The 15,863-nt window shown below is 27.2% G+C and carries 11 protein-coding genes, 1 tRNA gene and 1 riboswitch; of the genes, 5 read left to right on the forward strand and 7 right to left on the reverse strand.

Annotated elements, in window-relative coordinates; genetic code table 11:
• Positions 1-134: 134 nt before the first annotated feature.
• Positions 135-2,195, reverse strand: coding sequence for a tetratricopeptide repeat protein (locus tag R4I97_RS07530; protein ID WP_335784456.1), 2,061 nt, complete (start codon positions 2,193-2,195; stop codon positions 135-137).
• 120 nt (positions 2,196-2,315) lie between these two features.
• Here R4I97_RS07530 and R4I97_RS07535 point away from each other — a divergent pair.
• Positions 2,316-2,397: transfer RNA gene (locus tag R4I97_RS07535), tRNA-Leu, on the forward strand.
• A gap of 5 nt (positions 2,398-2,402) precedes the next feature.
• Here the strand turns inward: R4I97_RS07535 and R4I97_RS07540 are convergent.
• From R4I97_RS07540 to R4I97_RS07565, 6 genes are all read right to left on the reverse strand, one after another.
• Positions 2,403-3,056 (reverse strand): DNA alkylation repair protein, encoded by a 654-nt coding sequence (locus tag R4I97_RS07540; RefSeq protein ID WP_335784457.1) that lies wholly within the window; start codon positions 3,054-3,056, stop codon positions 2,403-2,405.
• Between the two features lie 12 nt (positions 3,057-3,068).
• Complete coding sequence (locus R4I97_RS07545; protein ID WP_335784458.1) at positions 3,069-4,526, reverse strand: B12-binding domain-containing radical SAM protein; 1,458 nt, start codon at positions 4,524-4,526, stop codon at positions 3,069-3,071.
• A 448-nt stretch (positions 4,527-4,974) separates the two neighbouring features.
• Positions 4,975-6,699, reverse strand: a complete 1,725-nt coding sequence (locus R4I97_RS07550) for a hypothetical protein (protein ID WP_335784459.1) — start codon at positions 6,697-6,699, stop codon at positions 4,975-4,977.
• A gap of 304 nt (positions 6,700-7,003) precedes the next feature.
• Complete coding sequence (locus R4I97_RS07555; RefSeq protein ID WP_335784460.1) at positions 7,004-7,327, reverse strand: cupin domain-containing protein; 324 nt, start codon at positions 7,325-7,327, stop codon at positions 7,004-7,006.
• Positions 7,328-7,408: 81 nt separating this feature from the next.
• Complete coding sequence (locus R4I97_RS07560; protein ID WP_335784461.1) at positions 7,409-8,296, reverse strand: metallophosphoesterase; 888 nt, start codon at positions 8,294-8,296, stop codon at positions 7,409-7,411.
• Positions 8,293-10,149 carry a lipoprotein ABC transporter permease gene (locus tag R4I97_RS07565; protein ID WP_335784462.1) on the reverse strand — a complete coding sequence of 619 codons (1,857 nt, stop codon included), beginning with the start codon at positions 10,147-10,149 and terminating at the stop codon, positions 8,293-8,295. The genes R4I97_RS07560 and R4I97_RS07565 overlap by 4 nt, the downstream gene beginning before the upstream one ends.
• A gap of 161 nt (positions 10,150-10,310) precedes the next feature.
• On the opposite strand from R4I97_RS07565, the gene metK reads away from it, so the two are divergent.
• The 4 genes from metK (at position 10,311) to R4I97_RS07585 (ending at position 15,860) form a co-directional block, all read left to right on the forward strand.
• Complete coding sequence (metK, locus tag R4I97_RS07570) at positions 10,311-11,489, forward strand: methionine adenosyltransferase (protein ID WP_407928852.1); 1,179 nt, start codon at positions 10,311-10,313, stop codon at positions 11,487-11,489.
• Positions 11,490-12,481: 992 nt separating this feature from the next.
• Positions 12,482-13,021 carry a rubrerythrin family protein gene (locus tag R4I97_RS07575; RefSeq protein WP_335784463.1) on the forward strand — a complete coding sequence of 180 codons (540 nt, stop codon included), beginning with the start codon at positions 12,482-12,484 and terminating at the stop codon, positions 13,019-13,021.
• Positions 13,022-13,024: 3 nt separating this feature from the next.
• A riboswitch (TPP riboswitch) is annotated at positions 13,025-13,127 on the forward strand.
• A 65-nt stretch (positions 13,128-13,192) separates the two neighbouring features.
• A complete protein-coding gene (thiM, locus tag R4I97_RS07580; protein ID WP_335784464.1) occupies positions 13,193-13,987 on the forward strand; it encodes a hydroxyethylthiazole kinase in 795 nt (264 codons plus the stop codon).
• A gap of 109 nt (positions 13,988-14,096) precedes the next feature.
• Entirely contained in the window at positions 14,097-15,860 is a 1,764-nt protein-coding gene (locus R4I97_RS07585; RefSeq protein ID WP_335784465.1) for a hypothetical protein, read from the forward strand.
• The last annotated feature ends 3 nt before the right edge of the window (positions 15,861-15,863 follow it).

The following is a 15,863-nucleotide window of genomic DNA, read 5'->3' on the forward strand; positions in this document are numbered from 1 at the left end:
TAATAATTGTATTTATATAAAACTAAATTATTATAGAAAACTTATTATATATAAGTGTACACGGTATAAGGTCAGAAAAGTTGAATAAAAAACTTATATGATAAAATATAATTATTTAGCTATATACTAATTTTTTAAGAAATAGGCGCATTCGATACATAAACATTAATTCTATATTTATTTTTCACAGTCTCTGAATTATATATATTAGTCGCTTTCGCTAACCTATCATTATATTTCTCAACCAAAAAATCAGCATCCTTAACCTTTGGAGCGAGTATTACCTCTTTTAATGCTTTGTTGTCAAATAAATATAAATAGTTTTTGTAGGAACGTTTCATATTATCATCTATATGTAAAGGATTACTTCCATATTCAAGCAGCTGTATAATACGCATTTCTTGTTCTTCTACAAATGAAGAATCTTTTATTAAATACTGTATATTCATAAGAAGCTGACAAGAATATTCTAACTCTTCACTATTAAAAGTCTTTATAATATCAAATATATTATTAAAAATATAACCTATTTTATTTTTTAACTTATCATAAAAATCATTTCCATCATTCCAGAGAGTATAATAATTTTTATTTAAATCTATTATAAGTGAATTATAATCAGATTCACAAGGATTAAATATTATTTCATTTTTTCTATAGTTATAATAAAGCACATAATATAAAGGCAAAGTATTCTCTTCATAAGACTCTATATAAGAATTGTTGTCTTTATTATAAGAAAAAGAAAAAAGTATACTAGAGTTTATATTATTAAATGAAGTATCAAAGAAAGATTTATTAAAAACTAAACAGCAGCCTGTTCCTTCTTTATTATCATTTTTTCCATATAGCCTATACATAGTAAGAGAATCTTTACATCTGCTAAAAGAAGTTTGCAGTGCTATAAAATTATTAACTTTAGAATGTTTTACATTTAAACTATTATCTCTAAGAAGCTGCATTAAAACTTTACCCTCTTTAGGGTCATTAGCATTTTTTACACTTGTCATTCTAAACTTATTTTTCTTAAGATAAGTATTATAGCTTTTCAAATTGGCTTCTTCTGTTTTATCATATCTTCTATCAAATGCCATCTCATCAAATACTTCTATGCTAGTATAATGCGATATCTCTTCTATATTGTCATAATCTTTTACTGATATTAAATATAAAAGTATATATTGTAGTATCCACAACCTTTTTAATTTATTTTTATCAATAATATCTCTTGTAACAAAATAAAAATATTCTTCCTTTTCTTTTACCCAAAAACTCTCTTGATTTAAAATTATATTTATTAGTTTATCTATATCTATAAAATATATAAACTTTGATATAATATTAAAAATATTAACTGATTTATATTCATCTACACTTATTAAAATATCTAAAGCTTTCTCATATTCTTTTAAACATATTAAAGAGTTAGCCTTAGAAAAATAAACTCTCTCAGAAATAGAATTATCATCAATATAATTATACTCAATCATATCGCTGTCATCTATATCTGATTTTTTAGTGTTTTTTATCTCTTTTGATTTTAAAATCTCTATAGCCTTATCAAAATATTCTATAGCCTCTTTATATTTATTTATTCTATTTAAATAATTTCCCTTATTTAAATAAACTATCTCTAAATATTGATTGCTCTCTATTGCCTTATCATACATTTTTAAAGCATTATCTATCTCTCCAAGCTTCTCCAGCATAATAGCTACATTTAAATAAGCATATTCATAACCTAATTTTCCTGCTATATTAAAATAATCCAAAGCATCTTGATAACGTTCCAGTTTTGAATATATTATACCTATATTAAAATAAGATATTTCAGATTTATCATTTATCTCTATAGCCATATTAAAAGAAGACAAAGCATCATCATAGGCATTTAATTTGGCAAGTATTATCCCCTTATTAATAAAAGCTTTTTCATATAAAGGATTTACACTTATAGCCTTATCATAAAACTCTATAGACTTTTCGTATTGATTTAAATAATATAGAGTTAATGCTTTTTTGTAATAGACTCTTGCAAAATATATTTCTTTATAATTATTATCCAAATGTTCAGCGTAAGTATAAAAATATTCTATAATTTTATCGTATAATCTAAGAGCAGAAGCATATTTAGTTAAACCAAAATATAATCTCGCCTGAATAAACCAACTATCTATTTTATCTTTCACAGTCATAATATAAATCCTTTATTTTATATTAATACATTTTTTATTATTAGCAATAAATAATTTATAATAAAAAAATAAAATTTGACAAAAAGTTATGTTATTATATAATAGATATTAATTTTATTAGCTCGGGTGGTGGAATAGGTAGACACAACAGCTTGAGGTGCTGTCGGGTAACACCGTGCTGGTTCAAGTCCAGTCTCGAGCAATTTTTTATAAATATTTACTTGCTTCTTTTATGCTCAAATTAGACATATTATCTTTATGCTTATTAATAAAATTTAAAACCCATTTAGTATTGGTTTTGCTATAATCTCTAAGTGCCCAGCCTATAGCCTTGTTTATAAAAAACTCTTCTTGATTTAGATTATTAATTATTATATTTTCAAGTAAATTAGTATTTGTATTATTTTTTCTTATAAGCTGATGACATATAGCAATTCTTCTAAGCCAAAAATTATCATCTAAAGACCATTCTAATAATATTGAATTGATACTCTCATCTCTCAAAGCAATGTCGCCAATTATTCTATGAAAGCCGTCAACACTGTCCCACCATGATTTTGTTAATATATATTCTTTTAATTTTTCAATATGAGTTTTATTTAAATATTTTTTCTTTAAACTTAAATAATCAATAGCACAATATTGAAACTCTCTATATTTACTCTTAAAACATTTATCTGTAAAACAAAAATCAATATTCTCTGTTTTTCTGTATTCTTTAAAAATGTTATTTTCTATATTTTTTCTGCTTTTAGAATCCACACCAAGAAACTCAAATTTATTTTTCATGTATGCAGACATCTCTTTAGATTTTTGATTGTTTTGTAATTTTGTTAATTGTTCAAATATATCATCTAACATAATTAAATATATTTACTCAAAATCTTTTAAATGCCCTTTTGACACTTTTTTAAATGCTCTTAAATAATATTTTATATCGTCCAAATCTCTAATTGAAAATACTTTATGCATTAAAAACTGAGGAGTAAAACTCAAATTATAAAGCTTCTGTATCCAGCATTTTATTTTCTCTTCGCCGACATCGGTTTTCATTATAGCCTTACGCATATCATAATCTTCCCAATTTTCTGTGGTAAGCCAATTTTCTCTTTTACACTGATTAAATAATTCTGTACCAGGATATGGAATTATAATTGTAGCCTGCATTGTTTTAGCATAACCTTTTAGAAGAAGTTTTTTAGTAAGCTCATAAGTTTTCTCAATATCTTCTTCAGTTTCCCAAGGATATCCAAGCATTACTGTGATATGAGGAGATAACCCTGCATCAGATGCCGCTTTACAAGAAGGAAGTATCTCTTCTACTTTATTGCCTTTTACAAGTCTGTCTAAAGTGTTTTGACTTGCTGATTCTAAACCAAATAACAAGAATCTAAAACCTGCCTTTTTCATAAGTCTGTATTCTTCTTCATTGCAAGCCCCAAAACGCATGTTACAATCAATATTCACTTTTTTGTTAAGCTTTTTGTCTATCATGAGATTACAAAAATCATTAAGCCATTTCTTTACAGGAAAGCAGCCAGTATCATCCATTATCTCTCTTATATTGTATTTGTTGTAAAGAAAGTCCACTTCATTAACTACGTTCTCTGCAGTCCTCGCACGGAAGTTTGTATATATACCCGTCCAAGAGCAGAAAGTACATCTATGATGCCAGCAGTCACGCCCAGCCATTATATAAGTGCCTGGAATGCGTTTAAAATTTCCATTGTCATAAGCATACCTTTTCCACTCTGTTAAATCTCTGTCTATAAACGGCAGAGTTTTTAAATCATGTCTTAATTCAAAAAAGCCTGTATTTTTTATATTGTTATTTTCTCTATAGTATATGCCTTTTTCTAATTGTGTTTTTCCGTTTAAATATTCTATTAAGTTTAAAAGCAAAAAGTCATAATCGCCCCCTGTAAGCAAATAATCAACCTTACAGTTATTCATTGTTTCATTAGGCATAGCAGTAACATGGTCGCCTGCAATAACTACTATCATATTTTTGTATTTCGCTTTCAAATCATCAACTATTTTCCAAGCCTTATATATAACAGGAGTCTTCACTTCAAAAAATAACAAATCAGGTGTATTAGAATCCAAATACTCATACCATTCTTTAGTAGTCATATTCCTTGCAATAGCGTCAATAAAATCCACTTTATAGCCTGCATTTTTTATCATAGTTGCAGCAGTGGCAGGCACAACAGGATAAATATATGTAGGACTCTTGAACCATTGAAATTGTCTATTTTGTGAAAGTAATGCCACTCCCCTATCGCTTTCAAATGGAGGATAGCCTATATATATTCTGTTTATTTTATTCATATATTAAACCTTTTAAGAATTTTAAACTATATTAACATAATTATAAATTATTACTTTATTAAAAGCAAATTGTAAACTATTTCAATTAATCTTTTTGCTGCGGGAAAAAAGAACAATAATTTTTTATATTTTTTATTTGCGGGGACTAGCCCCCCTGCGAAGCGTGCCCTTAGGGTACACACCCCCACTTCTTTTGCGACCGTAGGAAGTGCCTGTGGCGTGACCCAAAGAAGCAAAAGGACTGCATTTTTTTACTCAAATTTAGGTTTTAGGCTATATCCTAACATATAAAGTAAAAACACTTGCACTTTCGCGAAGCGTGCCCGTATTTTAATTATTTGCATGGCTTTACACCGCAAACAATAAATTTAAAAATCCCAAAATGACAAAACGTAAAATTCTTAGTATATTTAAGTTATTAAAATAAAGGTTCGGCATATAAAGCCATTTAATATTTAAACTCCACAGTATAATGAGTAACAGCATCATGAGGCATAATGTACTCTCTGTTACTTTTCATAAGCTCAATCATATCAGCCATAGCATCAAGCTCCATTCCTCTAAGTACATTTTTTACATATCCGCCTTGTCCAAAATTGACATTAGGATCCCAATAAGTTCCATCTCTCAATTCTTTTGCTGTTTTTTTCAAATAATTTATTACAATAGAATATTCTTGAATAGTATTATACATATTTTCTATTTGCCTATAGTCCACAAGCTGCACTGCCTTATTATTAATATTAAGCATAACTTTCTCGCCTCCGCTCTGCCATACCATTAATTTATCCGTATAATCTATAGGAGTTATTACTGTCCAATCTTCATCTTTATTCGGCTCTTTATCTTTAATTAAAAACTGATTAAGCCCAGCTGTTTTTATATGTTCTTCTGTAATAGTAAAATATTCCTGCCCTCTGTCATAAACTGCTTTTATCTCTTCATAAGGAGGCATAGGCACATAATAATATTTATTATTAATTTTATAAGTTGAATAAGGAGAGTTGTCTGATTTATAATATCTGCCGTCATTTAGTTTTATCCAATTAGGCTCTTCAGGTGTTTCTATCTTATTTGGTATATAAGGTAAATCTCCTCCTAATGAAGATATTTCATTTGCCTTGTCATAAGCTGAAGAATTAGGCTCTGTATTCCAATTTACGCCATCGGTAGTTGACCATATAGTATTATCATTGTCAAAAAATTCATAATGAATCCACCAAATATTATCCGAAGAGTCCCATTCATAATATCCTCTTCTACCTTTTGTAACATATATTTTATTTTTATCATAGCGAACAGTAAGATTATCTCTTTGTCCCCAAGGAGTATTTCTTTTTTCCCAATTATCACCTATAGAACTATCTTTATTTTTATGTACTCTATAATAAACATCCTTACTTACTGTAAATGGCCCTAAACTTATATTTCGGCATCCAGTTGGATTTTGCTCAAAAAAATCTTCTTCTAAACCTATTAAATATATATAATCTTTAAACTCAACAGTTCTATAACCACTAGCTCCAAATCTTCCTTGAAAGCTCGCATTAGGGTCTTCACTCACTGGAGGAAAAGTTTTATAAATATTACCACCATTCCCTTCAAATTGCCAATTTATTAAATCTGATGATGTTTTTATCATATTATCAAAAGTTATTTTTGTGCGAAATGTATGAGTTCTTTCTTCATTTTCACAGTTTCTAGTAACAAAAGAACTCGAAGAATATTTATAACTTCCATAAGAATAATATTCATACAAAACTCTATCTTCTTCTATTACATTCATTCTTAATAAATCATCATATCCTTTGCTGTTTTTATCATAAACTATTATATTTCCATTATCATCTATTTGAAGTATTATTTTTTCAGCTTTTTTATTTAATGTTTTGCTTTTAGGGTCATAATCATACATATAATAAGCTAATATATACCATTTGCCTTGATATTTAAACTTCCTTCTAAAGCTTCCAAATACTTCGCCGTTTTTGGCAGGCACTGGATTTACATCAATATGGCCGGGTATTGTGTCTTCCGGCAATCTAAAATCTGTTTCAGGCGGTATATAGGTTGGACCTAATATATTAATCTTTTCACAAGATACAATTAATACTATTACGATAATTAATAAAGCAGATATTAAGCATAGTTTTTTATTAAATTTCTTCTTCATAATAAAAATATAAACCGCAAATATATTCTTAACAATCTTAATAAAACAAATAAAACATACGGCTATTCTATATTACAAATATAATTTTTCAAGATAATTTTATAATTTTCTTTCAAAATTATGAGTTTCTGTGATGTTTTAGCACAAAAAAAGCTGCTATTATTAAATACACATTATTGCTTACTTTAAGAATTAAAAATATTATGATAGAATTATTTATAAAATTTCTATGTTTATAAAAAAGCATAAGGCCCACAAAAAAACCTTATGCTTTATATAAAAGATTATTTATTAAAAAATACCATTATGGCTTCACCTGTATAACAACTACCTTAAAAGATTCTATCGCCTTTAATGAATGTTTGGCATTAGCAGGTATTAAAATAGATTCTCCTTCAGACAACACATAAGCATCATTTTCTATAGTCATCTCAAACTTACCGTCTATAGTGATAACCAATACATCTCCTGTACTGCTATGAGTTGGTATAGCTTTATCTTTGTCTACAGAGAGTATTTTTATTGCTAAATTATCTCTGTCTACTAAAGTTAATGCAGAGTTAATCTCTACAGTGTCTTTTAATGATAATACTTTTTTATAATCTATATTATTAATAAAATTTGGCATCGCAATATCCTTTTAATTTTTTTGAATTATCCAATATTTATTTATAAAAGTCTATTGCCATAGCAACAAAGAATAAAAAAATTATCTTTTTCTTTTTAATGTAATAATAACTACTTCAGGATAAGCAAAGAGTCTAAAAGGAAGCAGCACTACCCCAACCCCAGATGTAACATATATTTTTGTATTATATGCATTCATTTTGCCGTATATGCTCATTAAAGGATATTCTCTATTTTTGTTTATAAACTCTATTAGTTTTATAGGCATAAAACTTATTTGAAATCCATGAGTATGCCCAGCAAGAAAAAAATCTATTAGCTTATTGTATCCGCCTTCTCTTGCAATTTTTAATGGGAAAAGAGGCTCATGAGACAACAGTATATGAAAATTATTTGTTTCAACTCCTTTGGTTGCACTATCAAAATCTACTTTATCTGTTAAAAAATCTCCAACACCGCCTATAGAAATATAATCTCCTGCTTCATTTGTGATAAACACTATATTATTATCTATAGTTTTAAATCCGTTTCTTATCAAACAATTAGATACATCAGTAGTACTCTCCCAATTATCATGATTGCCCATAACGGAATATTTTCCAAACTTGGCATTTAAATCTTTTATTCCTTCATCAAATTTTCGAACATTATTAGAATCATAATAATGAAACCATCTCGGAGCACTGTAAATATAATCCCCAGCAAATAATATTAAATCAGGATTATTTTTTCTTATAATATCAGACATTTTTTTTATATGAGAAGTTGGTATATAAAGCCCCGCATGCATATCTGCCGCAAATGCTACTTTTGTACCTTCAAAACTATAAGGTAAATCATCAAACTCTAATTCAATATATCTTACTCTTAAAGATCTTGAAAAATAAAACATATACAAACAAAGAAGTAATATTATAAATAGCAAAAATATTATAACTTTTTTCTTTTTTTTAAATATATTTTTTATCATATATCACTGCCTAATAAAGAAATTACAGTTAAAGCAAAAGACAAAATAAAAATTATTACTAAAAATATTATAAAATTAAATACTATATCATAAAGCAATAAAATTAATATTAATGATAAAATTATAGAAATAATAAATGATATAGCGTATCTTTTAATAGTGTCATTTTTATTAATATTGTTAATATTGCTTGCTTTACAAAAAACAGACAATAAAAAAGAATTAAACAAAGAAACAGATATAAGAAATAAACCCATAAATATAAAGCTAAATATTTTTATATTATTATTATCATCATATCCTTCTATATAAAGTTCATCTAAATTATTATCTTTTAATTTTTTATTTAGATATGAATATATATTATCATCTGACTGTATTATTATTTTTTCGTTGTATGGGGTTTTGTCGCCGCCTCTAAGATGCAAAAAATCATACATTGTTTTTAAATTGGCATATATATTATAATTATCTATATCATATATTCCAACAACCTTAAAATACATAGTGTCCAAAATACTGCGAGAGTTTTTTGCTATAAGAGAAACACTGTCTCCTACTTTAATATTTAAATATCTTGCTAAATGCTTACCAATAACAATTTCTTTATTTTCTCCTTCAAACATCTCTCCAGATAAAATGTTATACTTAATATTTAAATTATCATAAGCATACACTTTAGATTGAATGCTTCCTGTTCTAATAACAACACCCACCGGAAATGATATAACCCTCGAAACATCATTGTTAATAATATTTATATCTCCAATAGAACCATTCAATAAAAAAGTGTTATCAGAAGTATTTTTTTTAGCAATATTATAAACATTATTATTTGAAGATGTTCTTTTTTGGGCTGTTTCCAATAAATAATCATAAGAAACTACAAAAGCAAAAACATACACTATAATAAAACCAAATAGAATTAACAAATTAGAAAATTTTACACTTTCTAAAAACATCTTTTTTATTGAAAAGACTTTTAATTTTGCAGACAACACAGAAACAATATTTACTAACAATACTATTAAATATATTTTATCAAAATAAAAATTATTTTTTAATATATATTTCATAATTATAAAATAAGCTGCCAAAGAAAGTATAAATCCAATAATAGAAAATATTACACTATAAAACAAATTATTATTATTTACAAATATAAAACTAAAAAATACAATAAAGAAATAAGCTAAAATAAAATATAAATTATTATTGTTATTTGTTTTTTCATTTAAAGAATAATATCCAAAACCATCGCCAAACACTTGCTTAACTATATTCTCATCTACACTATTATTTCTTATATATACTTCACTAGCACAATCATTAAGTTTCACAAAATTATTTAAATTATCTATATCAACTAAAGCATAATTATATTTTAAAGCGTCTGATATAGTTAAAACCTCATATTCTTCAGCATTATAATGACCATCTTTAGTAATTAGTTTTAATATAACACTGTCCCCAATTTCTATATTTAAATTCTTTGAAGTTTTCTCACTTATTATAACACCGTTACTTTTTTTAGAAATATTAATATCAAAAATATTATTATTTTCTACGCCGTTTAATACAATCTCTTCTTCACCCAAATAAGAAATAATAAGTGCTTTATATTTTAAGACAGCGGACACCTCTCTCTCATCAAACACTTTTGAAAGATTATCCTTTTTTTCACTATAATTATCAATAAAATATTCAGGAGGAGCTTCATCTCTCACAGCCATATAATTAGTATTCATAATGCTTGTATAATTTGAATACGTTTTTTTATTACTAAGATTAAAATATAATATTAAAGAAGCAATAAATGAAATAAATACACAAAATATAACTTTCTTTTTCATAAATAAAACTCAATAAAAATGTATAAAAAATTATATACTATTAAGCATTTTTGTAAATACTTAATGATTATGGTTAGAATATATAAAAAAGCTATTGACATTATATAAACATAATATACAATAAAACGATTATTTTAAAAAGAGGTAAAACTATGGCTGAGATAAAAAATTATCATTTCTCTTCTGAGTCGGTAACAGAAGGCCATCCTGATAAGATTTGCGATGCTGTAAGCGATGCAGTCTTAGACGAATGTTTAAAACAAGATCCTAACTCTAGAGTTGCATGTGAAACTTTAGCAAAAACAGGAATGCTTATCATTGCCGGAGAAATCACTACAAAAGCTAGATTGGATTATCAAAAAATCGCTAGAGATACCGTAAGGCGAATAGGATATACAAGCAGCGATATGGGATTTGATGCTGATACTTGTGCTGTAATGGAAGCTATTGCAGAACAATCTCCAGATATAGATATGGGTGTTAGTGCTGGTAAAGGATTATTTAATTCTGAAAGCTCAAATGTTTCTGAAGGTGCAGGCGACCAAGGTATAATGTTTGGTTATGCTATAAACGAAACTGAAACTTTTATGCCTTTAAGCATACATTTAGCTCATAGATTGGCAGAACGTTTAACAAAGGTTAGAAAGGATAAAATTGTTGACTATTTAAGACCAGATGGAAAAAGTCAGGTTACAATAGAATACAAGGACGGTAAAGCTGCTAGAATAGATGCTGTTGTTATTTCTACTCAGCATGCTGCAGGAGTTGAGCATAAACAAATAGAAGAAGACATAAAAAAACATGTAATCAATGAAATATGTCCTAAAAACATGCTTGATGAAAATACAAAATATTATATTAACCCAACAGGTTCATTTGTAGTAGGCGGGCCTATGGGTGACTGCGGATTAACAGGAAGAAAAATTATAGTAGATAGTTACGGCGGACATGGTGCTCATGGAGGCGGTGCTTTCTCTGGTAAAGACCCTACAAAAGTAGATAGAAGTGCTTGTTATATGGCTCGTTATGTTGCTAAAAATATTGTTGCTTCTGGAATTGCTGATAGAGCTTTAGTTCAATTTGCTTATGCTATTGGTGTTCCTGAGCCTCTATCTGTATATGTTAATACTTTTGGTACATGCAAAGTTCATGATGAAGTATTAGCTGCTATTATTTCTAAACAAATTGATTTAACTCCAGCAGGCATAATCAAAACATTAGATTTAAGAAGACCAATATACGAGAAAACTACTGCTTATGGACATTTCGGAAGAGAGCTTCCAGAATTCACTTGGGAAAAAACAGATATTAAACATCTATTTGCTAATCCAACAAAATAATTTTTAATTTAATAAATTTTAATCAAGGCTTGTTAATATTTATATGTGTTAGCAAGCCTTTTATTTATAATAGTGTCACTTTTATTAATATATAGTTTATTTTGAATTAGTCATTACTGAAGTATATCCTATTTACCTTTCTTTAGATTTTTTATGTCACGTATTTTCTATCTCTATGGTATTATATATATTTCCACTCTATTGATAAATACATTTTTTATTGTTTTTATATTCTGTCAAAAATATAGCACTATTGAAGCGTTTAATTCTAACATATTAAATTTCATTAAAATTATCTTCATCACTTGATGCCTCAATATATATATGCAAATTATATTTATCATTTTGTAAAATAAATCTATAATTTTTTATCTGTTATAAAGTTTAATATATACAAACTTAAAAACTTACTTCTTCTAATAAAAAATAAATGATTTAAATATACTATTACAAATGATAAAGTATTAGCAATTTGGTTATTTATATTTATTATTCCAGCATTCTATTTCATTCTTTTTAACATATTCAATTATTTCTTTAAGTTAATAGTAGATAAAAATTATTTTCATAATCCTGAAATATATAAGGCAATTTTTTCTAAATACCATATTTCCTTATTTTTTTCTGAAGTTTTTTATAATTGTTATATATAAAATATTTTTAACATTTATTATAGAGTTTTATATATAAAAAAATCATAAAAAATTTAGAGATGATAAAAAAACTACAAATTGTCTTAAATGTATAAAAACGTTTGCTCATTACATACTAATCTTTAGTTTATTTTTTAACTATATAGTTAAAATAAACAGAAATTCTTTAATAAATATCTGTTTTGAAAAATATATATTAAATTAAATAATAAAACCAATTTATTATTGTTATAATTCACTTGATATTTTTTTATATTAAATGTAATATTCTTATATAAGAAGTATTTTTTTATGAACACATTAAAAAATATTAAATACTATTTTGAAGGAGTTATTTATATGGCTGTAAAATCTCTTGAAGAAGTTTTATTTTCTATTTTTCAAGGGGAATCTAATGCTGCTAATAAATATTCTCAATTTTCTAAGGCATCTAAAAATCCGGCTGTTCAAAAAGTATTTTCCACTACAGCATTAGCAGAAAGAATACATGCTGAAAAAATGAGAAAGTTAGCATTAAGAAATTCCTTAGATATGGCTAAGTTTGTTCCTCAGTTACTTAATGTTGAAATTGAAAATGATAAAAGTAATTTAGAGGTAGCTATTAAGGGAGAGGTATATGAGTCTACCATTTTATACCCTCAATTGGCAGAGGTCATGCTTGAGCAACAAAATAAATTAATAAGCTCTACTGTTACTTCGCTTGGTAAAGTGGAAGTAGAACATGCTAAATTATTTGAATTAATTAAAGATAAATTTCTAAATACAAATGCTGATATTTCTCTATATTTATGTCCTAACTGTGGAAATATTTATCTTGATAAATTCCCAGAAACATGTGAGACTTGCGGAGGAGCATCTAAAATGTTTCAAAAATATTAATAGAGATTATATCTGGGGAGCTTTAGAAGGCTGAGAGTAAGTTTAAAACTTAGACCCTTATAACCTGTTGGATAATGCCAGTGTAGGGAAATAATTTTGTGTTAAAAAATACGAGATCAGTTTTCTTAAATTGGTCTCGTTTTTTTATAATTTTTTAGAGGTGTTATTATTATGTATGATTTACAACATGAAATATCTAATGCTATAAAAAATATGAAAGCTAAAAGTCCATTAGTACATAACATCACAAATTATGTTGTTATGCAAATTACTGCTAATGCGCTGCTTGCGGCGGGGGCTTCTCCTGTGATGACATTTGAAAAAGAAGAGTTTGAGGATATGCTTTCTATTGCTTCATCGCTTGTTGTTAATATTGGAACCTTGACAAAAACTTCTATTGAGGCTATGCATAGTGCATGCGAAATAGCCAATAAAAAAAATGTACCTTTTGTGCTTGACCCTGTGGGAGCGGGTGCTACAAAATTAAGGACTAAAACAGCTATTGATTTAATTAAAAATTATAATCCTAAAGTTGTGAGAGGAAATGCTTCCGAAATAATGGTGCTTGCAGGAGAGAGCATAAAAACTAAAGGGGTTGACAGCAGTGCTAATGTTAATATGGCATTAGAGTCAGGGAAATATTTGGCTAAAGAATATAATACAGTTGTGAGCATAAGCGGTGAAACTGATATTATCACAGACGGAGATAAAGTTTTATATGTAAGCGGAGGTTCCACTTTAATGCCTTTAAATACTGGTATGGGGTGCACATCTACTGCTATAACTGGAGCTATGCTTGCTGTTGCTGAGCCTTTAATTGCTGCTGCTTCTGCTATGTGTATAATGGCTTCTGCTGGTGAAAAAGCTTCAAAAAAAGCTGAAGGTCCTGGCAGTTTTGCAGTTGCTTTTATAGACGAGCTTTATAAACTTAATATTGATGACGCTTCAAAAAGAGTTAGTTTATAATTCTTACTTTTTTTACAAATAATATTAAATTTTATCAGAATAAAAAATGTTTGAAAATGATATTAATATAGTGTATTATATTAATATCATTTTTGTTTTTGGGGTGGATATGATAAAAAAAATAGCTATTATGTTTTTTATTTTGATATTAATAGTATCTTGTAAAAAAATAAATTTACTGCCCCCAACATATATACCGCCTCCAACAGCATTTCCAAATATAGGCGAAGAATTGCCAGACTATCCAACACCCTCACCAATACTCCCCCCTCCTGAAATAACAGAAAACATTACAATCGAAATAAAACCAGAAATAGTTCAAAATGGAACAGTATTTGGAGGATATGGAAGAAGATTCAAATATAAAAATGAATGGTATGTGTTAGCTACAAATGAATATGAATACAAACCTGAAACAAAAACTCTTAATCCTACAGGAAAAGGAGCTTTATTAAAAATAGGCAGTGATGGAAGTACAATAACAAAAATACATAGCCTCTCATTAAGTGATGATTTAGAAAAATTTGAATATTGGACAAATTTAAATTCACAAAAGTTGCTAATAGAAGAAAATAAACTCAGCATACCATCAAAATCTAAACAGAAAGTAGAATGTTTTGACACTTATCCCCGCAGATTAGAGGTTGGTAATTTTTATTATAATAATCTTTTTATATTTGGCTGTTATCGTCAATTATTTATCTATACTCAAAACAGAGAAACTTCTGATTTAATAAATTGGTTAGACTCTGCAAATGAAATAGAAAAAACAGTTTATGATATTCCACTCCCTGATGATTTTAATTTATCTATACAAGGTGTATATGGTATGGATACTTTAGAATTTTCTGCTTTATTTTATATAAAAGGTAAGTTATTTATTGTAGGACAAAAGTCTTTCGCAGATGACAATAGATATGGTTATAGAGATCCTCAAGCATCTATATATACTGATGATTCAAATGAATATTATGTAGTAGATATAACAAAAGATGTTTCTGATAATGATAATTGGGAAAAATATGAAATTCCTTTTCCTCAAAAAAGACAGCAGTTTAAAATATTGTATGATAAAAATAAATTAGATAAAATATACGTATACGGCGGAATATCAGTAGATTATGAATATAAATATGGAGATGGACATAATTTCAAAGCTTGGCTACCTAGTACTAATGCTTTTTATAGTGAAAAAGATGGAATATGGTCTACAGAAGATGGAATAAATTGGAAAGAAGAAAAAAATATAGATATAAGCAAACTCGATAATTACTATTATAATAATAATAAAAATAAAATTGATATAGTTGGAAATTATGACTTTGAAGATGGCACACCTTTAGAGCCTTCTTATACAGAATTAAACGGTAAATATTACAGAACCTTTAACAGCACTTATCCTATTCCCCCTATTAAAGAAATTAAAGAAACTGTTGATAGATTAGAAACTAATTTTACAGTTACAGAAGAGCATATTAGAAAATCTGGTTCTTATCAGCTGCAGGTGTCTTCAGTGCCTCCTGATAAAGCTCAGGAATCTGACTGGGTTAATATTGTACCAAATAATGAAATAACTTCTATTATAGGCTGGGAAAGCGGAGGAAGTGATTTGTTTACTTTCAACAACAAAATAGTTCGTTTAGCTGATTATGACAGAGAGTTTCAACTTGATGCTCAATATGAAACAGCTTTGAATCTTGCAGAAAAATATTATAATTTACTTTTAACATCACCCATATCAGAGTTTAAAAAATATGATTATTATTTTCTATATTATAAAGCTATGGCTGATATGTTAAAAATAATTAAAAATAATGGCAGCGCTTATTTCCGACCTGATGAGGCTGTTACGCATTACACTTTTGAGCTTTAGATT

Origin of the sequence: Brachyspira pilosicoli (assembly GCF_036997485.1) — a bacterium.
GTDB classification, from domain to species: domain Bacteria; phylum Spirochaetota; class Brachyspiria; order Brachyspirales; family Brachyspiraceae; genus Brachyspira; species Brachyspira pilosicoli_C.

Bases quoted from the DNA above. Each gene is read 5' to 3' on its own strand.
- R4I97_RS07530 (WP_335784456.1), bottom strand. From the start codon at position 2,195: ATGACTGTGAAAGATAAAATAGATAGTTGGTTTATTCAGGCGAGATTA.
- R4I97_RS07540 (WP_335784457.1), bottom strand. From the start codon at position 3,056: ATGTTAGATGATATATTTGAACAATTAACAAAATTACAAAACAATCAA.
- R4I97_RS07545 (WP_335784458.1), bottom strand. From the start codon at position 4,526: ATGAATAAAATAAACAGAATATATATAGGCTATCCTCCATTTGAAAGC.
- R4I97_RS07550 (WP_335784459.1), bottom strand. From the start codon at position 6,699: ATGAAGAAGAAATTTAATAAAAAACTATGCTTAATATCTGCTTTATTA.
- R4I97_RS07555 (WP_335784460.1), bottom strand. From the start codon at position 7,327: ATGCCAAATTTTATTAATAATATAGATTATAAAAAAGTATTATCATTA.
- R4I97_RS07560 (WP_335784461.1), bottom strand. From the start codon at position 8,296: ATGATAAAAAATATATTTAAAAAAAAGAAAAAAGTTATAATATTTTTG.
- R4I97_RS07565 (WP_335784462.1), bottom strand. From the start codon at position 10,149: ATGAAAAAGAAAGTTATATTTTGTGTATTTATTTCATTTATTGCTTCT.
- R4I97_RS07575 (WP_335784463.1), top strand. From the start codon at position 12,482: ATGGCTGTAAAATCTCTTGAAGAAGTTTTATTTTCTATTTTTCAAGGG.
- thiM (WP_335784464.1), top strand. From the start codon at position 13,193: ATGTATGATTTACAACATGAAATATCTAATGCTATAAAAAATATGAAA.
- R4I97_RS07585 (WP_335784465.1), top strand. From the start codon at position 14,097: ATGATAAAAAAAATAGCTATTATGTTTTTTATTTTGATATTAATAGTA.